General features: G+C 49.4%; 18 protein-coding genes. 16 read left to right on the forward strand and 2 right to left on the reverse strand.

Annotated elements, in window-relative coordinates:
• Positions 1-55 precede the first annotated feature (55 nt).
• The 15 genes from lonB to hemG all read left to right on the forward strand — a co-directional run bounded on the left by lonB (position 56) and on the right by hemG (position 17,562).
• Positions 56-1,774 carry an ATP-dependent protease LonB gene (lonB, locus tag GC097_RS29565; protein WP_171686851.1) on the forward strand — a complete coding sequence of 573 codons (1,719 nt, stop codon included), beginning with the start codon at positions 56-58 and terminating at the stop codon, positions 1,772-1,774.
• A 149-nt stretch (positions 1,775-1,923) separates the two neighbouring features.
• Positions 1,924-4,269, forward strand: a complete 2,346-nt coding sequence (gene lon, locus GC097_RS29570) for an endopeptidase La (protein WP_171686852.1) — start codon at positions 1,924-1,926, stop codon at positions 4,267-4,269.
• A gap of 23 nt (positions 4,270-4,292) precedes the next feature.
• Positions 4,293-4,946 (forward strand): ribosome biogenesis GTP-binding protein YihA/YsxC, encoded by a 654-nt coding sequence (gene yihA / locus GC097_RS29575; RefSeq protein ID WP_171686853.1) that lies wholly within the window; start codon positions 4,293-4,295, stop codon positions 4,944-4,946.
• Positions 4,947-5,191: 245 nt separating this feature from the next.
• On the forward strand, positions 5,192-5,779 hold the full coding sequence (locus GC097_RS29580; RefSeq protein WP_171686854.1) for a non-ribosomal peptide synthetase module: 588 nt from the start codon (positions 5,192-5,194) through the stop codon (positions 5,777-5,779).
• A 328-nt stretch (positions 5,780-6,107) separates the two neighbouring features.
• On the forward strand, positions 6,108-6,515 hold the full coding sequence (speD, locus tag GC097_RS29585) for an adenosylmethionine decarboxylase (RefSeq protein ID WP_028556978.1): 408 nt from the start codon (positions 6,108-6,110) through the stop codon (positions 6,513-6,515).
• A 172-nt stretch (positions 6,516-6,687) separates the two neighbouring features.
• Positions 6,688-7,170 (forward strand): S-adenosylmethionine decarboxylase, encoded by a 483-nt coding sequence (locus GC097_RS29590; protein WP_171686855.1) that lies wholly within the window; start codon positions 6,688-6,690, stop codon positions 7,168-7,170.
• Positions 7,171-7,329: 159 nt separating this feature from the next.
• On the forward strand, positions 7,330-8,733 hold the full coding sequence (gene hemA / locus GC097_RS29595; RefSeq protein ID WP_171686856.1) for a glutamyl-tRNA reductase: 1,404 nt from the start codon (positions 7,330-7,332) through the stop codon (positions 8,731-8,733).
• A 32-nt stretch (positions 8,734-8,765) separates the two neighbouring features.
• Positions 8,766-9,596, forward strand: coding sequence for a cytochrome C assembly family protein (locus GC097_RS29600; protein ID WP_171686857.1), 831 nt, complete (start codon positions 8,766-8,768; stop codon positions 9,594-9,596).
• A gap of 4 nt (positions 9,597-9,600) precedes the next feature.
• On the forward strand, positions 9,601-10,332 hold the full coding sequence (locus GC097_RS29605; RefSeq protein ID WP_171686858.1) for a precorrin-2 dehydrogenase/sirohydrochlorin ferrochelatase family protein: 732 nt from the start codon (positions 9,601-9,603) through the stop codon (positions 10,330-10,332).
• 14 nt (positions 10,333-10,346) lie between these two features.
• Positions 10,347-11,294, forward strand: a complete 948-nt coding sequence (gene hemC, locus GC097_RS29610; protein WP_171687013.1) for a hydroxymethylbilane synthase — start codon at positions 10,347-10,349, stop codon at positions 11,292-11,294.
• Between the two features lie 5 nt (positions 11,295-11,299).
• The gene (gene cobA / locus GC097_RS29615) at positions 11,300-12,832 is read left to right on the forward strand and encodes a uroporphyrinogen-III C-methyltransferase (protein ID WP_171686859.1); all 1,533 of its coding nucleotides are present in this window, start codon (positions 11,300-11,302) and stop codon (positions 12,830-12,832) included.
• A gap of 67 nt (positions 12,833-12,899) precedes the next feature.
• Positions 12,900-13,895 carry a porphobilinogen synthase gene (gene hemB, locus GC097_RS29620; RefSeq protein WP_171686860.1) on the forward strand — a complete coding sequence of 332 codons (996 nt, stop codon included), beginning with the start codon at positions 12,900-12,902 and terminating at the stop codon, positions 13,893-13,895.
• A gap of 199 nt (positions 13,896-14,094) precedes the next feature.
• Positions 14,095-15,159 carry a uroporphyrinogen decarboxylase gene (gene hemE / locus GC097_RS29625; protein WP_171686861.1) on the forward strand — a complete coding sequence of 355 codons (1,065 nt, stop codon included), beginning with the start codon at positions 14,095-14,097 and terminating at the stop codon, positions 15,157-15,159.
• A gap of 1 nt (position 15,160) precedes the next feature.
• Positions 15,161-16,108, forward strand: coding sequence for a ferrochelatase (gene hemH, locus GC097_RS29630; protein WP_171686862.1), 948 nt, complete (start codon positions 15,161-15,163; stop codon positions 16,106-16,108).
• On the forward strand, positions 16,105-17,562 hold the full coding sequence (hemG, locus tag GC097_RS29635; RefSeq protein ID WP_171686863.1) for a protoporphyrinogen oxidase: 1,458 nt from the start codon (positions 16,105-16,107) through the stop codon (positions 17,560-17,562). Before hemH ends, hemG begins: the two co-directional genes overlap by 4 nt.
• Here hemG and GC097_RS29640 read toward each other — a convergent pair.
• Entirely contained in the window at positions 17,559-18,218 is a 660-nt protein-coding gene (locus GC097_RS29640) for a Crp/Fnr family transcriptional regulator (RefSeq protein WP_171686864.1), read from the reverse strand. The two genes, hemG and GC097_RS29640, sit on opposite strands and share 4 nt — an antisense overlap.
• Before the next feature lie 72 nt (positions 18,219-18,290).
• Between GC097_RS29640 and hemL the strand changes: the two genes are divergently transcribed.
• Complete coding sequence (gene hemL / locus GC097_RS29645; RefSeq protein WP_171686865.1) at positions 18,291-19,589, forward strand: glutamate-1-semialdehyde 2,1-aminomutase; 1,299 nt, start codon at positions 18,291-18,293, stop codon at positions 19,587-19,589.
• Between the two features lie 702 nt (positions 19,590-20,291).
• On the opposite strand, the gene GC097_RS29650 is transcribed toward hemL, so the two are convergent.
• A complete protein-coding gene (locus tag GC097_RS29650; protein ID WP_246294539.1) occupies positions 20,292-21,842 on the reverse strand; it encodes a phosphodiester glycosidase family protein in 1,551 nt (516 codons plus the stop codon).
• Positions 21,843-22,079: the final 237 nt, after the last annotated feature.

Here is a 22,079-nt window from a genome sequence, read left to right on the forward strand (position 1 = left end):
ACGAACTTACGAGGGCGGTATTGCATGGGGCGAAACTCTTGAGGAGGTATGACAAATGAGTCTAAGTATTATTTTAATGGTAATTCAAGTGTTTTTTGCGGTTGTCATCGGGCTGTATTTCTGGAATTTACTGCGTAACCAACAGACGAATCGTTCTGCTGTCGATAGAGAATCCAGGAAAGAGTTGGAGAAGCTGAGAAAGCTTAGATCCATTTCGCTGACAAAACCGCTATCAGAGAAAACAAGACCCTCCTCCATGCAGGATATCGTAGGTCAAGTTGAAGGCCTGAAAGCTCTGAAAGCTGCTTTGTGCGGTCCAAATCCGCAGCATGTGCTTATTTATGGCCCTCCGGGTGTCGGAAAAACGGCTGCAGCCCGTGTCGTACTGGAGGAAGCTAAGAAAAACCAGGAGTCTCCTTTCCGCCCGGATTCCAAGTTTACGGAAATTGATGCAACGACGGCTCGTTTTGACGAGAGAGGAATTGCCGACCCGCTGATCGGTTCTGTTCATGATCCTATTTATCAAGGGGCAGGCGCGATGGGGGTTGCAGGCATTCCGCAGCCGAAGCCGGGTGCGGTGACAAAAGCGCATGGGGGCATTCTGTTCATCGATGAAATCGGTGAATTGCACCCGACGCAAATGAACAAATTATTAAAGGTGCTGGAAGACCGCAAAGTATTTCTTGAGAGTGCGTACTACAGCTCCGAAGATACGAACATTCCAGGGTATATCCATGATATATTTCAAAATGGCCTTCCCGCGGACTTCCGTTTAGTAGGTGCAACGACACGTACCCCAAGCGAGATTCCACCGGCTATTCGTTCGCGCTGCTTGGAAATCTTTTTCCGACCGCTCTTACCTGAGGAAGTCGGCGAGATCGCACGAAAAGCTCTAGACAAGATTGGCTTTCAGAAGTGTGAGGCTGCAGTTCAGGTTGTTATGAAATACGCAACGAACGGCAGGGAAGCTGTGAACGTCATTCAGCTTGCGGCAGGCATCGCTTTATCGGATAAGAGAGATGAAATTACCGCCTCCGACATAGAATGGGTTGTAAATTCATCGCAAATTCCTCCCAGACCCGAACGCAAAGTGCCTGCACAGCCGCAGATCGGATTTGTCAATGGACTAGCGGTTTATGGTCCTAATTTGGGTACTCTGCTTGAGATCGAGGTATCCGCAATTCCTGTTGCCGTCGCAGGTACAGGGAAGTTCAACATCACGGGGGTTGTGGATGAAGAAGAAATGGGAGGAGGCTCTCGGACAATCCGCCGGAAAAGCATGGCTCGCGGCTCTGTGGAAAATGTGTTAACGGTCCTTCGCAAGCTAGGTTTTAACACCTCCGATTATGATCTGCATATTAATTTCCCTGGTGGTGTGCCGATCGACGGGCCTTCTGCCGGTGTTTCAATGGCAACAGCTATCGCGTCTGCGATACATAAGATTCCTGTCGATAACAAACTCGCTATGACGGGTGAAATGAGCATACACGGGAAAGTCAAGCCGGTTGGCGGCGTTGTGGCTAAGGTTGAAGCGGCGTTTCAAGCCGGGGCGACCAAAGTCTTGATTCCAAAAGAAAATTGGCAAGAGATGTTTGCGGATTTGCCTGGCGTTGAAGTGATTGCCGCCGATTCCATCGAGGATGTTCTCAGCGTTGCATTAGGCATTGAGCTGCATGATAATGTTATCCCTATGCCATTTGCCGCTGAGCGTACGATTGCATCATCCTCTCTCCCGATCCTGCACGCGAATTCACAGCATACGATTGATTCGTAATCCGCTTTTGCCATTACCTTACATGACGCGTTAGATGCCAATTGGTGTTTTCTGTGTAGTTTTGTTAAAATGTAAAGGGCAATGGATGAATAAAATAATGTGAGACTTTGAGCCAGGCTCAAAGCTCCCTATATATGGAGGTGCAGAGGATGGGACCCGGAAAAATCAAGGTGCGCAGATTGCCGCTATTGCCTCTTAGGGGACTGCTGGTTTATCCGAGCATGGTTCTACATCTGGATGTAGGGCGGGAAAAATCGGTTAAAGCACTAGAGCGGGCAATGGTGGATGACAGCATGATTCTCCTCTGCTCTCAATCTGAGATCAACATAGAAGAGCCCTCCAAAGAAGATATTTATCGCATCGGAACGATTGCGAAGGTGCGGCAAATGCTGAAACTGCCGAATGGAACCATTCGTGTTTTAGTCGAGGGCGTGTTGCGTGCTGAGATTGTAGAGTACCTCGTGAATGATGAATATTATGAAGTTACAGCGAAAGAGCTCCCGGAACAAGAAGTGACTGATCCTGAGATCGATGCGCTCATGCGCACGGTACTGAACCAATTCGAGCATTATATCAATTTATCGAAAAAGGTTACGCCGGAAACGCTTGCGGCTGTGTCGGATATCGACGAGCCAGGCCGTTTGGCTGATGTGATCTGCAGCCATTTGTCACTTAAAATTAAGGATAAGCAGGACATTTTAGAGACGGTGGATGTGCGTGAACGGCTCGAGAAAATGCTCAATATTTTAAATAATGAGCGGGAAGTGCTCGAGCTGGAGCGCAAAATCAGCCAACGCGTCAAAAAGCAGATGGAGAAAACGCAGAAGGAATACTATCTTCGCGAGCAGATGAAAGCTATTCAGAAGGAGCTTGGCGATAAGGAAGGCCGCGCCGGCGAAGTCGATGAGCTGCGCAACCAGCTCGCGGAAGCCGAACTGCCGGACAAAGTGCGCGAGAAGGTCGAGAAGGAAATCGACCGCCTGGAGAAAATGCCAGCAACTTCGGCTGAAGGCGGAGTCATTCGCAACTACATCGATTGGCTGCTTGGCCTGCCTTGGTCCAAATCAACCGAGGATGACCTCGATTTAAACAAGGCGGAAGAAATCCTTAACGAGGATCATTTCGGACTTGAGAAGCCTAAGGAGCGCGTGCTGGAGTATTTAGCCGTACAGAAGCTGGTCAAGAAGCTCAAAGGCCCTATCCTTTGTCTGGTTGGCCCTCCGGGGGTAGGTAAAACCTCCATCGCCCGTTCTATCGCCAGATCGATGAGCAGACAGTTTATCCGCATCTCCCTTGGCGGCGTTAGAGATGAAGCTGAGATTCGCGGCCATCGCCGCACGTATGTTGGCGCTATGCCGGGCAGGATCATCCAAGGGATGAAAAATGCCGGAGCCAATAATCCAGTTTTCTTATTGGACGAAATCGATAAAATGGCGATGGATTTCCGCGGAGATCCCGCATCGGCGCTGCTGGAAGTACTGGATCCCGAGCAAAATAGCACTTTTAGTGATCATTTCATTGAAGTTCCGTTTGACTTGTCCAATGTCATGTTCGTGACGACAGCCAATGCCGTGCACAACATTCCGCGCCCTTTGTTAGACCGGATGGAGGTTCTCTATATCCCGGGCTATACGGAAATTGAGAAGCTGCAAATTGCGAAGAAGTATTTGCTGCCTAAGCAGAAACGAGACCATGGTCTCGAAGATGAGCAGCTTGTGGTTGACGATTCGGCCTTAATGAAAATCGTGCGTGAGTATACGCGCGAAGCCGGCGTTCGTAATTTGGAACAGCAAGTGGCAGGGATGAACCGGAAAGCCGCCAAAAAAATCGTGTCAGACCCTTCTACACCGGTACATGTTACGGAGGAGAACTTAAAGGATTATTTAGGTCCTGTTAAGTTCCGTTACAATGTAGCGGAAGATAAGGATCAGATCGGGGCGGTCACAGGGCTTGCTTGGACGGAAGTCGGGGGAGATACCTTGGTCATTGAAGTCACGGTGATGCAAGGAACAGGCAAGCTGACACTGACAGGTAAGCTCGGCGATGTGATGAAGGAATCTGCGCAAGCAGCTTTCAGCTATACGCGTACACGGGCCGACATGCTCGGCATTGCGCCTGACTTCCACGAGAAGAACGACATTCACATCCACATTCCGGAAGGTGCGATACCGAAAGATGGTCCATCCGCCGGCATAACGATGGCTACTGCATTAATTTCGGCATTGTCGAATATCCCGGTTTCCCGCAACGTTGCCATGACGGGAGAAATCACGCTCCGCGGCCGCGTACTGCCGATCGGAGGCTTGAAGGAAAAGGCGCTTGCTGCGCATCGAGCCGGTATCCGTACCATTCTGCTGCCTCAAGATAATGAGAAGGATATCGTAGAAATTCCAGAAAGTGTCCGCGAAGAGATGACTTTTATTCCGGTCAGCCATATGGATCAAGTGCTCGAACATGCACTTGTCCAGAATAGGCCGCCTGCTCACGTCGGATAACCATAGAAAGTAGTTGAACTATCTTGAAAGTCAATCAAGCTGAGTTTGTTATCAGTGCGGTTGGACCTAGTCAATATCCAGAGGATGCCTTGCCGGAGATTGCTCTGGCAGGGCGTTCTAATGTCGGAAAATCGTCGCTCATTAACTGCTTGATTTCCCGCAAAAATTTGGCTAGAACCAGCTCGCAGCCCGGAAAAACCCAAACATTGAACTATTATAAAGTGAATCAGGACTTATATTTTGTAGATCTTCCCGGTTACGGCTATGCGAAAGTATCCAAAACGAAACGGGAGCAATGGGGCAAATTCATTGAGAGTTATTTGATGCATCGTGAAACGCTGCGCCTCGTCATGCAGTTGGTGGATTTAAGACATCCGCCTTCCAAAGACGACCAAGCCATGTATGAATGGCTAAGACATCACGACGTGCCCGTTCTCGTTGTTGCAACCAAGGCGGATAAGATCCCGAAAAGCCAATGGCCCAAACATCTCAAAATCGTTCGGGAAACGCTGGGTATGGACAAAGGTGTCCAGCCGCTGATGTTCTCCTCAGAGCTTACGCTCGGAAAGGACGAGCTTTGGAGCATTTTGGAGCAAGCCATTGCTTATGGACAAGAAGATCCAGCCGAGCCATCAACAGAGACAATTGAAGAAAAGAATGAACAAGAGCCGTCCTGATTCAAAGGGGCGGTTTTTTGTGTAAATCAGAGCAGGATGCCAAAAGACAGAGGAAATGAAGAAGAAGTACACAGGAAAGTGAGGTATTCTAGGGAAAATTTACTGGCATTCCGTATTTCCTTGGTTTTTTCAGAATATTTGGCGGATTATCATGAAATGCACGCAGGAATATTAATGCCGTATGTAGTATAATAATAAACAAGGTAAGTGTTCATTGCTTGAAAACAAAGAATCGAGGGATTTTTATGGCACAAAGGTTAGCGACTGAATATGTCAAGACCTGCCTCCAGTTAACAGAAGCCGAGATGTTCAGGTTTTTTCAAATGTTCGTGGATCATCAAGTGACTTTGCAAGTAAAAGTTTTGGAAAATGGCAATCAAGAGGTTGTTTTTCAAGATGGCGCAGGTCAGGAAATCGTCCTTTCATTTGAGAAGAAATCGGGCCTATATGAATGTACAGGATCCTGCAGATTAAGTAATACATTACTGGCTAATTTAATGCGTAAAGCTGTATCGGAGTTTAAAGGAAGCGCTACGGTGAACCGAATTTACCCTAGTTATACAATGGTTTACTATTACGAACGCGGCACTGTTGTGAAGATTGAGGAAGTCAAAGGGCAATTGTTAACGGTCATTTATGAGTACAGAGACACTATTGGCCTCATGCAGGAAATGTTCCAGAAGAGAGAAGTCGAACAAGAGATCGAAATGATCTACGACCAAATTAACCATCTTCTTGATTTGCGCAATATGGTGCAGGACCAAGGAGAACATCAGCAGATTGACAATCGCCTCAATGAACTTACACATCGTTTGTTTATTCTGGAGGCTTAACAACCACATATACATGGCTAATGGAAGACCCGGTTTTCGGGTCTTTTTTGTGTCGAAATTGCGACTTTTTGGCAGGAATGAACAAGTTGCCCGTCTTCTACATAAATTAGATATTGCGTGTACGGATGAGAAGGCCCTTGCCAAAAAAAACTATTGCATTTCTCGTCGATAGATGTTATTTTTATTCTCGTTGAAACAATATAGGAACCAGGATTCACTCAGGACATTGAATGTTGCGAGAGATAATACCCTCGGGAAGTGAATGACGTAGGTCCTAGCGGATGAAATTTTTACACACATTTTATTCCTAGGAAGGGGGAACCGAAAGATGGAAACTGAATACTCAACTTTCGGAAGACACGTTGCTGTAGATACTTGGGGGGTAGATTTCGAACTTCTGAACAATGCAGATTGGTTGCAGGCTCAGATGGTAGAAGCTGCCGAGGTATGCGGAGCAACCGTACTATCTGTACAATCCAAGCAATTTGAACCACAAGGAGCAACTGTACTTGTTATGTTGTCCGAGAGTCATCTCTCCATTCACACTTATCCTGAGAGAGGTTTTGCCGCGCTTGACTGCTACACATGCGGTGAGACTGTGGACCCTCAATTAGCAATTGATTTTATGGTATCCGTATTGAAACCAGAAACGTTCTATGCGAAGAAGTTAGTTCGCGGAATGGGTGAATTGCAAGTGGAAACTCCTGAAATTAAGCAAGCAGAGCTTGTGAAATAAGGTTCTGCACATAACAATAACGATAGCCACGGAGAAATCCGTGGTTATTTGTTTGTCCGCCTTCCCATACAATGATATTGCGACACATGTCCAATTAGGGAAGCGGGGATATAACGCTGTGAGACAAAAAATAATTAGAAAAGCAATCCTTTATAGTGTTGTTCTTTTCCTCATGATCTGGCCCGTCTATCAGCTGTCTCAAATGCTTGGCCATCATAAAGAAGAGCACGATGCCACCCATCTGCTGTTTCAAGTGTCTGTTTTTCAGATGGAGCTTTTAAAGAGCAATTTGGAAGAAGCTGCGCAAAGCAAGACCACAGACGAACTGGATGGAAGCAAACAAGCGCTATATTCGGCGGGCTACACGCATGAGCGTCTTGTATTAGCGGCGGGAGGAGCGGACTATCTGACTCCATTGTCCAGCATGACGCAGTTGACCCAGTATGTGCAGCGCCTTCAGATTGGCGGAGAACGGGCATTGAAGCCGGAAGAACTGCAGACATTGAAGGAAGCCGGGCTTCAGTACAAAAGCATGTATGAGGTTTATGAGAAGATCATGGCATCCAATGGGGATATTATCACCTCCCAAAATACGAAGCTGGCAGAGCTGGACCGTAATTTGACCGCTTTTCTTCGCAAAAAGCTGCTTCAATAATTGGACATCTTGCCAATTCAGGTATAGGGCAGCCGATTGCTGTTAAAACTAACGAGCAGGAGCGAAGCATTCATAATTTATACAAAAAATTTGTCGGATTTGCTGAGTTTGCTGTGATATAATGGTTCATAGAAAATGAATGAAAGGCAGGTGGTACCATTGCATATTATAACAGTCGGCTTAAACTATCGCACGGCTCCGGTCGAAATTCGGGAAAAGTTCGCTCTTTCCGAACAGGATTTGCCGATTGCATTGACAGAATTGAAAGAAACGAAAAGCATATTAGAATGTGTAATCGTCGCCACCTGCAATCGCACGGAAATTTACGCCGTTGTGGATCGACCACAGATGTGCAGCCACTACTTGACTCATTTTATTGAACGGTGGTTCCAAGTTCCCAAAGATCAGTTTCAGAAACATTTATATATGCATGAAAATGAGAAGGCGATTGAGCATTTATTCCGCGTAACGAGCGGTTTAGATTCTATGGTGATCGGGGAAACCCAAATTCTTGGACAAGTACGGGAAGCTTTTTTATCGTCTCAAAAAATGAAAGCTACCGGATCTTATTTCAATACATTGTTTAAACAATCGGTAACACTTGCCAAAAAGGCACATTCCGAAACAGGCATCAGCAATAATCCCGTTTCTGTCTCCTATGCCGCGGTGGAGCTCGGCAAGCGAATATTCGGCAGCTATATGAATAAGACGGTTATGATTATTGGCGCTGGGAAGATGAGCGAACTAACCGTTAAGCACTTGTATGCCAACGGCGCTAACAAAGTTATCGTTGTGAATCGTACGTTTGAGCGTGCGGCGGAGCTGGCGGAGAAATTCAAGGGCATTCCTTGTACCATGGACAACATGGCTTCTTATTTGCCTGAAGTGGATATTATTATCAGCTCTACGGGCGCTCCCGGATATGTCCTTACTAAAAATGATATCCAGTCGTATGTTCAAAAAAGAAAGTCACGTCCGCTGTTCATGATGGACATTGCGGTGCCTCGCGATCTGGATCCGCAAATCAGCGATCTGCCGAATGTGTTCCTTTATGATATTGATGATCTGGAACATATCGTAGACAAGCATTTGCAAGAGAGAAAGAAAGAAGCGGCCAAGATTGAGACGATGATTGAATCGGAAATAGGTGTGTTCGAGCAATGGACAAAGACTCTTGGCGTAAGTCCGGTTATTAACGCACTCCAGGCCAAAGCAAGCCAGATTCATGAAGAGACGATGGAAAGCATGCTGAATAAGCTGCCCGATCTTGATGAACGTGAAATTAAAGTTATTCGGAAATTAACGAAAAGCATCGTGAACCAAGTGCTGCGCGACCCGATCCTGCGCATTAAGGAAATGGCGGGAGAACGCCATGGGGAAGAAGCGCTTGAGCTCTTCACGAAACTTTTTGCCCTCGAAGAGACGTTAGAACAACAAGAACAAGCCAGTCAGTTAGCACAGGAGAAAGAAGCGGGGCAAAAAGCGCTGGAAGCTAAACAGCTGCTGGAAGACAAGCTGTCCGTGCGCGGTTTGCAGACCGCGGATATTCTGGCAAAATCTTAGAAAAAAGGCGCTAATCGCCTGGGAGAGGTGCCATGGTAACTCGTAGCTGGTTGTTTGATGCGATGATTTATATGTATGCCCTGAGCCTACTGTTTTACTTTTCGGACTTCGCGAATGCGAACCGGAGCGCAAAACGGATGGGGACGGGGCTGCTTTTGTTTGTATGGGTTCTGCAGACCGCTTACTTAGGCATTAATTTGTACGGTCATTTGACAGAATGGGTATTTACCCGATCGGACGTCCTGTTCATGTTTTCGTGGCTGCTCGTGACGGTTTCATTATTGGTAAATCGTTTTTTCCGGATTGAATTGTTCGTATTTTTTGTGAATGTGCTTGGATTTGCCATGCTGGCATTAAACGTATTTGGAAATCCCCACGTAATGCCGATCAAATCCGGTTGGGACATCAACGACGAGCTATTATTTATACATATTACTCTAGCAATTGGCAGCTACGCGGCATTCTCCATTGCGGCTATCTTCTCGTGCATGTACGTATTTTTACACAGTATGCTGAAGGCCAAAAAGTTTTCTCAAACGGTGATGCGATTGCCGTCCCTTGAGAAAATTGAGCACTATACGTATTTTTCCGTTATCATCGGGGCTCCGCTGCTTCTTATGGCATTAAGTCTCGGTGTGGTCTGGGTTATACTGGAAGGGAATCATAACTTGCTCTATGATCCCAAGGTGATTAATTCCTTCTTTGTTTTGGTTGCGTATGCGTTCTATTTATTCCAGCAAAAGTCGATGCGGATTTCAGGCTTTAAATTAGCTGCTTGGAACCTTGCTGCTTTCCTCATTGTTGTGATTAACTTCGTTGTGTCCAATCTGGTTTCAGGATTCCACGACTGGATATGGAGCTGATGACATGAAGCATCCGTATCCGATTATGGTGAATTTGGCGGGCAGGCAGTGTCTGGTTATCGGCGGCGGGCCAATAGCTGAACGTAAGGTGCTTTCGCTTCTTGAAGCAGGAGCCCTCGTGACTGTTGTCAGCCAGACATTTACGGCAGTACTAGCCGAGATGGGCCAAAGCTCGCAAGTGGTACTGCACAGGCAGACGTTTCATCCGTCTATGATGACAGGCGATCTTGTCATGCCGTATACGCTCGTTGTGGCGGCTACGAACGACGATGAAGTTAACGCGCAGGTCTACGAGCTTGCCAACAAGCATGGCAAGCTGGTCAACGTCGTTGATCAGCCGGAGCTTAGCTCTTATATTCAACCCTCCGTTGTGCGAAGAGGGAAACTGGTGATTGCTGTTTCCACGGGGGGCGCCAGTCCATCTGCGGCTCGTAAGATCGCCCGCGAACTGGATAGCGGTTATGGCGAGGAGTACGCAGCTTATCTTGATTTTCTTAGCGAGGTGCGTCATCTCGTTCAAAGCAAAGTAGCGGATAAGCAGGCGCGACAACGAATGTTTAAAGAGATGCTGGAATGGGACGTACTGGCCAAAATCCGCGCCGGCACGTTCGAGAGTTGGAAGGACAAGCTGTACATGGCTATAGAGAAAGAGCTTTGGCCGACAGGAGAAGCGGGTCAACCGGATACGGACCGGCCTTCATGGTCAACGTTCAAAGATTTCGGGCAGCAAGTATAGGGAGGCGGGTAGAGATGAAAACCATTATTGTAGGAACTAGACAAAGCGCTTTGGCCTTGACGCAAACGGGGCAAGTGGTAGAGCTTTTAAAGCAGCTTGCTGCGGAGCACGGGATTGCCTGTCAATTTGAAATTAAGAAAATTGTCACGAAAGGCGACCGCATCTTGGACGTGACTTTGTCCAAGGTAGGGGGCAAAGGTTTGTTCGTCAAAGAAATCGAACAGGCTCTTGTCGACGGCGAGATCGACATGGCTGTCCACAGCATGAAGGATATGCCCTTCGAGCTTCCCGACGGACTTGTCGTGGGCGCGATACCGAAGCGCGAAGACGCGCGCGATGCGCTCATCACGCGAGGGTACAGTTCCCTGCAAGAGCTGCCGCAGGGGGCGCTTGTCGGGACTAGTTCGCTGCGCCGAGCGAGCCAACTGCAGCATCTCCGCCCGGACCTCCGCATCGAGTCGCTCCGGGGCAACATCGACTCGAGGCTGCGCAAGCTCGAGGAAGAGAACTTCGATGCGATTATGCTGGCCGCGGCCGGTTTGCACCGGATCGGCTGGCAGGATCGCATCAGCGCCTACTTGCCGCCCGCAGAGTGCCTCCCTGCCGTAGGGCAGGGGGCGCTCTGCATCGAGTGCCGGGGCGGCGACGCGTTCGTGCTGGACCTGCTGGGCAAGTTCCAGCATGAGCCTACTGCGCTCGCGGTGCGAGCAGAGCGGGCTTTCCTCGGCAGACTCAATGGAGGCTGCCAGGTGCCGCTCGGCGCTTACGCGAGCGTAAGCGAAGCCGGCAGCGGGCTCGAGGCGCCGCTGCTTACGCTGACGGGCATGGTCGGCACGCCGGATGGCGCGACCATGCTGAAGGAAACGGCTTCCGGGAGCGATCCGGAAGCGCTAGGCCGACTCATTGCGGACAAGCTGATCGCGCAAGGGGCTGAACGTATCTTAGCTGAGGTGAGGGAGTGAGCCGCTTGAGCAAAGGGAGAGTTTATCTCGTTGGCGCAGGTCCAGGAGACCCCAAGCTGATCTCAGTTCGTGGCATGGAAGCTATTCAGAAGGCGGATGTGATCGTCTATGACCGCCTGGCAAACCCTCGTTTACTTAAGCATCGCAGACCGGACGCTGAGCTGATTTTTGTCGGCAAGCTTCCGGACAAGCATATATTAAAGCAAGAAGAAATCAATCATTTGCTCGTAGATTTGGCTCTGCAAGGGAAAATCGTGACCCGTCTCAAGGGTGGCGATCCCAGCGTTTTCGGACGGGTAGGCGAGGAAGCGGAGCTGCTTGCGGAGCACGATGTGACTTTCGACATCATCCCGGGCATCACGTCATCGATTGCCGTTCCGGCCTATGCGGGAATTCCGGTCACACACCGCAATTTCACTTCGTCGTTCGCGATTATTACGGGGCACGAGTATCCGAATAAAACATACTCCGGATTGGACTGGGAGCACCTGGCCAAAGCCATCGGCACGATGGTTTTCTTGATGGGCGTGGCGAATCTGGAACAAATTTGCCGCGAATTGATCCGCTGCGGCAAATCGCCGGAAACGCCGGTTGCGCTTGTCCGGTGGGGCACCTGGGCCGATCAGGCTACCATCACAGGAACATTGGCCGATATTACAAACAAAGTGAAAGAGGCTGAGTTCAAATCACCCGCAGTCATTATTGTCGGCGAGGTTGTGAAGCTGCGCGAGAAGCTGGCTTGGGTCGAGAAGAAGCCGCTTTTTGGCCGCCGAGTTCTGGTGACCCGAGCAAGAAGTCAAGCGAGCGAGCTGGTTGATTTGATCGACGATCTGGGGGGAGAACCCGTTGAATTCCCAGTGATCAAGCTGCAGCCGCCAAGCAGTCCGGAAGCTCAGCAAGCCTTGGATGAAGCTTTAAATGAACTGCATACGTACGATTGGATTTTGTTGACTAGTGTGAATGGGGTGGAGTTTTTCTTCAACCGTTTGCGCCAGCTAGGGATCGATGTTCGCAGAATGGGCAATGCCCGCATTGCCGCAGTAGGACCCAAAACTGCCGAAGCGCTTGCCGACCGGGGAATTATCGCTGATGTGCTCCCAAGCAAGTTTCAAGCGGAAGACCTGCTTGAGGCGATTCAATCCGATTTGATAAAGGGTCAGAAAGTCCTTTTGCCAACAGCGGATTTGGCACGTGATTATTTGCCCGCTAAACTTCGCGAGTTAGGTCTGCAAGTTGCTGAAGTAGATGTGTACGAGAATGTACTCACCACAGACGACGGTGCCGAAGTCATTCATTTGCTTCAAAATCAAAGCATTCATATCATCACTTTTACTAGCTCATCGACCGTAACGAATTTGATAGAAGCCTTGAAGCAGTTGGGAATCGAAGATCCGGTATCCCTTCTGCAAGGTGTTGAAATTGCATGCATCGGACCCAAAACCGCAGATACGGTGCGACGATACGGTCTGCCGGTCACGCATATGGCCGAAGAGGCCACAGTTGCTTCACTCGTTCAAAGCATGATTCAACCTAAATAAACGGCATCCGACCGGCCGCAGTTGAAGCTGTTCGGATTGTCCAGCCAAATAAGGAGGCGGAATCCTCATGAGTTTCCCCATTGTTCGTAACCGCCGCTTGCGCGGTAATGCAGCTATTCGCAATTTAGTTCGTGAAAATCAAGTAACGGTCAACGACTTGGTACAGCCGATTTTTGTTACGCACGGGACGAATGTAAAATCAGAGATAGCCTCTATGCCCGGTGTTTATCATTTGTCGCTGGATATGCTGAAAGCTGAGATCGACGAAATTACATCGCTGGGAATTCAAGCCATTCTTCTGTTCGGCGTTCCTGATCACAAAGACGCAAAAGGCACATCCGCGTACATGGAAGACGGCATCGTCCAACAAGCAACCCGTTTTATTAAAGAGTTGAACCCGAACTTGCTCATTATTGCTGATACGTGCTTGTGTCAGTTCACGGATACAGGTCACTGCGGCGTGATTCACCATCACCCGGTAACAGGGGCAGCCGATGTGGCTAATGATCCATCCCTGGAGCTGCTGGTTCGAACGGCGGTTTCCCAAGCCAAAGCCGGTGCGGATATTATTGCGCCATCCAACATGATGGACGGTTACGTGCATGCCATTCGTTCAGGTCTGGACGAAGCCGGATACGAGAATACGCCGATCATGGCGTACTCGGTGAAATATGCTTCGGCATATTACGGCCCATTCCGGGATGCCGCTCATTCCACGCCGCAATTCGGCGATCGCAAAACGTATCAAATGGATCCGGCCAATGGCAGAGAAGCGCTGCGCGAAGCGGAAAGCGACGTTGTAGAAGGCGCGGACTTCTTAATGGTGAAGCCGGCTCTTGCTTACATGGACATCATTCGGATGCTCAAAGATAATTTCGACTTGCCGGTAGTGGCTTACAATGTGAGTGCCGAATACTCCATGATCAAAGCTGCCGCTTTGCAGGGTTGGGTGAATGAAGAAGCGATCGTTATGGAAACGATGCTGAGCTTCAAGCGCGCAGGCGCCGATATTATCCTGACTTATTTTGCTAAAGATATTGCCCGTTATCTGAAGAACAGCTAATTTTTTCACAGATCAGAACCATTCATCCTAGAAGAGCAGACGAGCAGTTTCCCGAGGAAATTGAACGGCTGCCCCGGCTAGACGCGGATGGTTCTTTTGTCATACTATTGTCGCAAAACGTGAGCTTACGTCGGTTGTGACAGGGGTATAATTAGGGCATAATGAATGAGAATAGATGGAAACAAGAGGAAGGTGCCTCATGAGCTATAACGACAATTTTATTAAAGCATGCCGGAAAGAACAGGTCGATACGCTGCCGGTCTGGTATATGCGTCAAGCCGGACGTTACGACCCGGATTACCGCAAGATTAAAGAGAAATATACGCTGCTCGAAATTTGCAAACAGCCTGAGCTTGCTGCAGAAGTTACGATGATGCCGATTAAGAAGCTCGGTGTTGATGCGGCAATTTTATATTCAGACATTATGAATCCCGTGGCTTCACTTGGGGTCGATTTTGATATTGTCAAGGATATTGGTCCTGTCATTCATACGCCGGTTCGTACTGAACAGGATGTTGAGCGTTTGCGTCCTATTGACGTGGAGAAGGATTTATCCCATATCATTGAGACCATTCGGATTTTGGACAAAGAGCTGGAAGTTCCGCTTATTTCTTTTGCGGGTGCGCCATTTACGATTGCCAGTTACTTGATTGAAGGGAAGCCATCTAAAAGCTATATTCGCACTAAGCAGCTTATGTACGCCGAGCCTGCTGTTTGGTTTGCGTTAATGGACAAACTTGGAGATATGGTGATTACCTATTTGAAAGCCCATATCGCTGCAGGAGCTAAAGCGGTTCAAGTGTTCGACAGCTGGGTAGGCGCGCTTTCTCCTGCCGATTTCAAGCTGTATGTGCTGCCAACAATGGAGCGTATTTTCAAAGAGCTTTCCCACTTGAAGGAGCCTAAAATTTATTTCCCTGGCGTAAGCTCGGGCGAACTGCTCCCTTATTTGAATAACCTGCAAGCCGATGTCATCGGTCTGGATTGGCGTATTCCGATCTCGGTAGGGCGTGAACGGGTTGGCGAGCGTTTTGCCGTGCAAGGAAACTTGGATCCTTATGTGTTAACGGCCCCGATGCATGTGATTGAGCAGCAGGCGAAAGCCATCATGGATGAGGGAATGAAGAAGCCGGGTTATATTTTCAACCTGGGGCACGGGCTGTTCCCGGAAGCGTCGCTTGAAAAGCTCAAAGATTTGACAGCGTTCATTCATGCGTACTCGCGTTCCGTATTAACTCAACAAGCAGAAAAGAGTGGTGTTTAGGATGACCAAACGTCGTGTTGGTGTATTAGTCATGTCTTACGGGACTCCGGAAAGCCTGGATCAAGTGGAAGCGTATTACACACATATTAGACGCGGTTCTCCGCCTACTCCCGAGCAGTTGCACGAATTAACTGCAAGGTATGAAGCGATTGTAGGCGGATTCTTTCCGCTGCGTGAAAATACGAATAAGCAAGTGAAGGGGCTTGAGGACACATTGCGCGCCGAACATCGGGAAGCGGAGTTCGTGTGCTATCAAGGCCTGAAGCACGCTCAGCCGTACGTTGAAGACGGCGTTGAGCAAATGGTTAAAGACGGGCTTACGGAAGCTGTAGGTGTCGTTCTGGCGCCTCACTACTCCACGATGAGCGTTGGCGGCTACGTGAAAAGAGCGAAGGAGAAGGCTGAGGAGCTGGGTCTTAAAATGAGCTTTGTCCTGGACTATCATCTTCATCCTAAGCTGATCGATGCTCTAAGCACGCGGGTTGAGAAGGCGCTAACGAAGTTCGGCGATGCGCAGCGCAGCGATATTCGCGTGATTTTTACGGCGCACAGCCTGCCGGAGAAAATTCTTGAAATGAAGGACCCGTACCCGGACCAATTGCTTGCTACTTCTAAAGCTATTGCGGAGCGTGTCGGGTTGACGAACTGGCAGTTCGGTTGGCAGAGCGCAGGCCAAACGGCCATGCCGTGGCTTGGACCGGACATCCTGGATGTCCTGCAGCAAATTCACAAAGAAGAAGGCGTGAAGAACGTTCTGCTGTGTCCGATCGGATTCGTTTCCGATCATCTTGAGGTTCTTTACGATATCGATATTGAAGCGCAAGCCTTGGCTAAGGAGCTGGGCGTGCATTTGGAACGAACGGAATCGCTTAATACCGACCCCCTCTACATGGAGACGCTAAGCGATGTTGTGCATACGAAATGGCAAGAAGTCAGTGAACAGTCATGAGTACCCGTATTCCTCACTACATGATTGTTGGCGGGGGAATCACAGGGCTTAGCGCTGCTTTTTACTTAAAAAAACGTTTGGAGTCGGAAGGTGCTCCATTCCGTATTTCGGTTGTGGAGAAATCGCCGTCATTTGGCGGGAAAATTCATACGCTTGAGAAAGAGGGCTTCGTGATTGAAAAGGGGCCCGACTCTTTCCTTGCGCGGAAACGGCCCATTATTGATCTGGCGTATGACCTCGGACTTGAGCATGAGCTTACCGGTACCAATCCTAAGGCCAAGAAGACCTTTATTGTTCGTCAGGGCAAGCTCCACCCGATGCCGCCGGGTTTAGTGCTCGGTATCCCCACACAAATGACACCGTTCATGAAGACGGGCCTCATCTCGCCTCTAGGCAAATTGCGGGCGGCGTTGGATTTGGTCCTGCCTAAGCGTGAAGTGACGAACGACGAATCTCTCGGACATTTCTTGGAACGGCGATTAGGCAAAGAAGTGCTGGAACGCATCGTGGAACCGTTGTTAGCAGGCATTTATGCCGGGGATACGTTCAAGCTCAGCTTGAAATCTACGTTCCCTCAGTTTCGAACGATGGAGCAGAAGCATCGAAGCTTGATCCTTGGGATGATGGCAAGCCGAAAAAACGTGGCCGAAGAAACGGCGCACTTACCTTCGGCTGTCCGGAATTCCGTTTTCGTGACGTTCAAAAAAGGGCTGCAGACACTGGTCTCCGGCTTAGTCGCTGCGCTGGATTCGACCGATCTGCGAACCGGCGTTGGGGTTGCTTCCGTGCGGCAGTCAGGACAGCAAGCTGAGGTGGTATTCGAAGACGGCCGAAGCGAAATGGTCGATGGCGTTATTCTAACGTCGCCGGTGCATCAGGCTGCCAAGATGCTAGCTCACTTCCCCGCAGCGAGCGAATTGAACAAAATTGACTATATCTCTGTGGCAAATGTCATTATGGCGTTCGACCGTAAAGATATTCCGTTCGAACTGGATGCCTCGGGCTTCCTGGTTCCGAGGAGTGAAGGCAGTACGATCACGGCGTGCACGCTAACCTCTGCCAAATGGCTGCACACGGCGCCGGACGGCAAGGTGCTGCTGCGCTGCTACATCGGCCGTTCCGGCGAGCAGGAATGGCCTGCCTTGTCGGATGCGCAGTTAATCAGCAAAGCGCGTCACGATTTGCGCAGCTTGCTTGGTTTAACGGCCGAGCCATTGTTTACGGAGGTAACGCGGCTCATGCATTCCATGCCTCAATACCCGGTCGGGCATTTGGAGCAGATCGCGCGCTTCCGGGAGGAGTTGGAGGCTGCAATGCCTCAGGTGTTGGTAACGGGGGCGGGCTTCCATGGCGTCGGCCTGCCTGACTGCATCAGGCAGGGGAAAGAGGCTGCCTGGCAGCTTGCAGACCGTGTTTCCGCTAAGGAGCCTGCTGTAACAGCCGGCTCCGTCTAACGCAGCTTGGCCAGATCCAACTTGAAGTCGGAAGGGGAGATGGCCAAGATTTGTTTTTCCTCTAAATCGCGGATAACCTGCATGAGCGTCGTTTTTTGAACGCCGGCGAGCTGTGAAATTTCATCGAAATTGAGCACGAGCTTGATCGTAATCGTATGGCCGGAACGGATGCCATGTTTATTGGCCATTGTGATTAAGCTTTTGATGACGCGCGTTCTGGCGTCCAAAAAGGTCAAATCATACACTTGTTGGTTTGTATCGCGCAGCCGGTGGCTAAGTTCTTGCATAATGACTAAAGTAATGTCAAAATGATTGCGCAGCAGATCGAGAAAGTTTTGCGCTGTCATCGATAGCAGCACGCAGTCTTCCAGCGTTTGTGCGGAAGCCGAGCGCGGCTTGCCGTCGATTAGGGACAGCTCGCCAAAGCTCTCGCCCGACTTGCAGATGGACAGTATTTTCTCCTCGCCGGAGCTGCCCGTTGTGAAGATTTTGACAGATCCGCTTACAACCATATAAAAGACGTTGCCCGTATCCTTTTCGGAAAACAGGACGGTATTCCCTTTGAAGGATCGTCTCGTGCAAATCTGTGCCAAAGCGTCTTGCTGATGTTCGTTCAGCCGGGCGAATAAGGGTACTTTTTTAATGATTTCAAGCATGATCGGCACCGCCTTTTGATCTGTTTTATGTCAACAGTTTATCATACAAAGTTTAATGGGGGGTATAAAATTATGGAAAATTCGAGCAGAATCGACACGCGCTCTTCAGCCGCATTTCAAGAAGCCAAGAAGATCATTCCAGGCGGCGTCAACAGTCCCGTTCGCGCTTTCAAATCCGTTGGGCTGACTCCTTTATTCATGGAAAAAGGCGTTGGTTCCCGCGTCACGGACATTGACGGCAACACGTTTATTGATTATGTAGGCTCTTGGGGACCGCTTATCGTAGGGCATGCGCATCCTGCGGTGCTGGAAGCGATTAAAGCGACAGCCGAGAAGGGGACGAGCTTTGGCGCGCCCACACTTTTGGAGACGCAAATGGCGCAGCTGGTCATTGACCGCGTACCGTCGATTGATATGGTGCGTATGGTGAATTCAGGAACAGAAGCGACGATGAGCGCTTTGCGGTTAGCCCGCGGATATACGAAGCGGGACAAGATCGTCAAGTTCGAAGGAAGCTACCATGGTCATGCGGATTCCTTGCTGATCAAAGCCGGTTCCGGCGTTGCCACGCTTGGTTTGCCTGACAGTCCGGGTGTCCCTAGCAGTGTGGCCACGAATACGATCACGGTGCCTTACAATGATTTGGATTCTGTGAGATTAGTGTTTGAGAAGTTCGGTGAAGAAATCGCCGCTCTGATCGTTGAACCTATCGCTGGGAATATGGGCGTTGTCCCTCCGGCTCCGGGGTTCTTGGAAGGTTTGCGTGAGATAACGAAGCAATACGGAAGTTTGCTTATTTTTGATGAAGTGATGACAGGCTTCCGCGTGCATAAGAACTGCGCACAAGGCCTGTACGGCGTTACACCGGACTTAACCTGTTTGGGTAAGGTTATCGGCGGTGGGCTTCCTGTCGGCGCTTATGGAGGCCGTCTGGACATTATGGAGCATATGGCTCCTGCGGGTCCGATTTACCAAGCGGGCACGTTGTCCGGAAATCCGTTAGCGATGGCTGCTGGCTTTGCGACTTTGTCCCTCTTGGGCGAGCCGAATGTATACGAGGAGCTTGAGCGCAAATCCGCGATGCTTGAAGCCGGATTCACCCGGAATGCGGCGGAATTTGGCGTAGCAAGCACCATTAATCGGGTAGGCTCGATGGTTTGTCCGTTTTTCACGGAGCAGAAGGTTACGAATTACGAGACGGCCAAAACAGCTGATTTAGCTAAATTTAACGCTTACTTTGGTCATTTGCTCGATTTAGGCGTTTCGGTTGCGCCTTCGCAGTTCGAAGGCATGTTTGTATCCACGGCGCACACGGATGAAGACATCGCGGCGACGATTGACGCGCATCGTGAGGCGTTGAGACGTTTGTAAGCTGGCCATGCTGGTCCCGCGGTCAAGGGAAGGGGTTGTCCCGAGGTCATAAGACCTTGGGGCAGCCCCTATTTGTGCAATATGAGGGGGTTTTTCAAGAATAGAAGTCTTTGGAGACTTCTATCTCTGTTAGAACATGCGAAAACTGCCCCGTACGAAACAATAGGAGTCTAATAGGGGCTTCTATTTTCGCAATATGTGGTGATTTTTCAAGAATAGAAGTCTTTGGAGACTTCTATTTCCGGTGGAACATGCGAAAACTGCCTCACATGAAGCAATAGGAGTCTTTAAGGGCTTCTATTTGCGCAAAATGAGGGGATTATTCATGAATAGAAGTCTTTGGAGACTTCTATTTCCGGTGGAACAAGCGAAAACTGCCTCATACGAAGCAATAGGAGTCTATAGGGGCTTCTATTTGAGCAAAATGAGGCGATTTTTTAAGAATAGAAGTCTTTGGAGACTTCTATCTCCGTGGAACATGTGAAAACTGCCCCCAAGCGAAGCAATAAGAGTCTTAAGTAGCTCCTATTTGCACAATAACAGAGGGGCCGCTAATTAGATTTATCTACTTGAGAGACATTAAGACTCCTTTTGCGAAAATAAGAGACTAACTGCTTCCTAATGCAACAAAGAGGCTGTATCCGAGTTCATCTACGATGAGCTCGGATACAGCCTCTTGTGCAATCTATGTAGCCAACCAAACTAGTTTGCTGAAGGTGGAGTGCTGGCCGGTGGCTGGGAAGGGCTCGCTCCATTGCCGCTGGTTTGCTGCTGACCTTGCTGTTGACCTTGTTGGCCTTGTTGTTGGCCTTGCCCTTGCGTAGTGGTCGAGCTCGGCGTTGGCGTCGCGCTCGGTTTAGGCGTTGCGGAAGCTCCAGTTGTGGAGCCTCCGGTACCTGTTGTGCCGCTGCCGTTTCCTGATCCTGTGCCCGTTCCAGTTCCTGTTCCTGGAGTGGGAGTCGGAGTTCCTGAACCCGGAGGCGTCGGCGTTGGTGAAGTTTGCGGCTTCGCCGATGTGTTTGGTTTGGCAGAACCGTTGTCCGATTCTGAAGGAGGCTGCGATGCTCCGCCATTCTTGCCTGCCTCGTTGCTGGATTCAGGTTTCGTTGACGGTGTTGGCGTAGCCGATGGTTTTGGTGTTGCTTTTGGCGGGTTTGCTTTCTTCTCTGCTTGTTCTTTCAAGAAATCAGGATGATCATAAGCACCGCCGGGATCGATGGTTGTAAGACCCGCCCAAACGTTTTTCACTTTCACCTCATCCGGATGGTCGAAAACGAGGAAAGCTGAAGGCAAGCGGCGCTCGCCGTACCGGCTGGAAGGCTTCGTAATCAGTTCATCATTGTACACCATTTCGGAAGATGCTCCGCCATCCAAGAACCCTGCATTGATGACGCCATCCTCTAGGAACAAATCTTGTACTTCCTTGAGCGTTGCGCCGACACTATGGGTTTGACGGCCGTCGATAACGATGAAGATGACGGTACCGTCGGCCTTTTGGCCTACTGCTGTACGAGGCGCTCGTCCCCAGCCGCCATCGCCGCTCGTAATGAGCGGTTTGCCGTTTGCGATAACGCGCGGATAGAAAGAGACGGCATCCGTAACGCCGAGCTTGAGCAAATCGTCAATCGTGTATTTCCCGATGATGAGCGTGCCTTCTTTGGTAAACCCTACAATGTGCTGCGGAATGCTGCCTTCTTGGTCGGTATAAAGGATTTCTCCGCCGGACATAATAGCTCCAATTGGGGCAAATCCGTTTCCTAGACCGTCCGGATCGTTAAATCCTCCGCCGTTTACACCAGCGACAGCGCCTGTGCGCTGAACCATGGAGGTGATTCGCTCGCCTTCCCCTTGTTTAGCGGGAACAACAACGCGAATGGTACGCGGATCATAGACATACATCTTTTTGCCTTTCCAGAACTGGCCGGAAATGTCCTCGACCTTTACAAGACTTTCAAGAGGACGATTTGTATTGAATTGAACGGCATGCAAGTCTTGCTTTTCAACCGAGTTGACTTCGGTCAAATTTTGCATTTCAAGAACCATTTGGTCTCTGCGCTGAGCGCCTACGAAAATCCAAGCCCAATCCCGATGCTGCGTGGTGATGACGGTCTTGGCTAAATACTCGCGGATGAATGTTCCCGGCGGAGTCAGATATAAAAAGCTTGAACTAAGGAATGTACATGCTGCTATAACTAGTAAAATGCGCTTCAACCAACTGTAGCTGCGAAAATGTTCTAAAATTGAACTACCCAAGTTGTCCCTCTCCTGCTCTAGTATGCTATTTGATGATATAATGTCGAAAAAAATCAATACTAGACTTATATTATCATATTTTTGCATGCAATTGATATTGGTAATTGTTAAAATAAAGTGTACGCCATCCAACTATCCTTAAGGAGTTATTGATCCATGAAACGATACTACTTTTTTGATTTTCCTATAGATTTAATGGCTTTGACTTTTATCTTTTTATTAATCTTGCTTGCTATT

The sequence above is a fragment of the Paenibacillus planticolens genome (assembly GCF_013141725.1).
GTDB lineage: Bacteria > Bacillota > Bacilli > Paenibacillales > NBRC-103111 > Paenibacillus_E > Paenibacillus_E planticolens.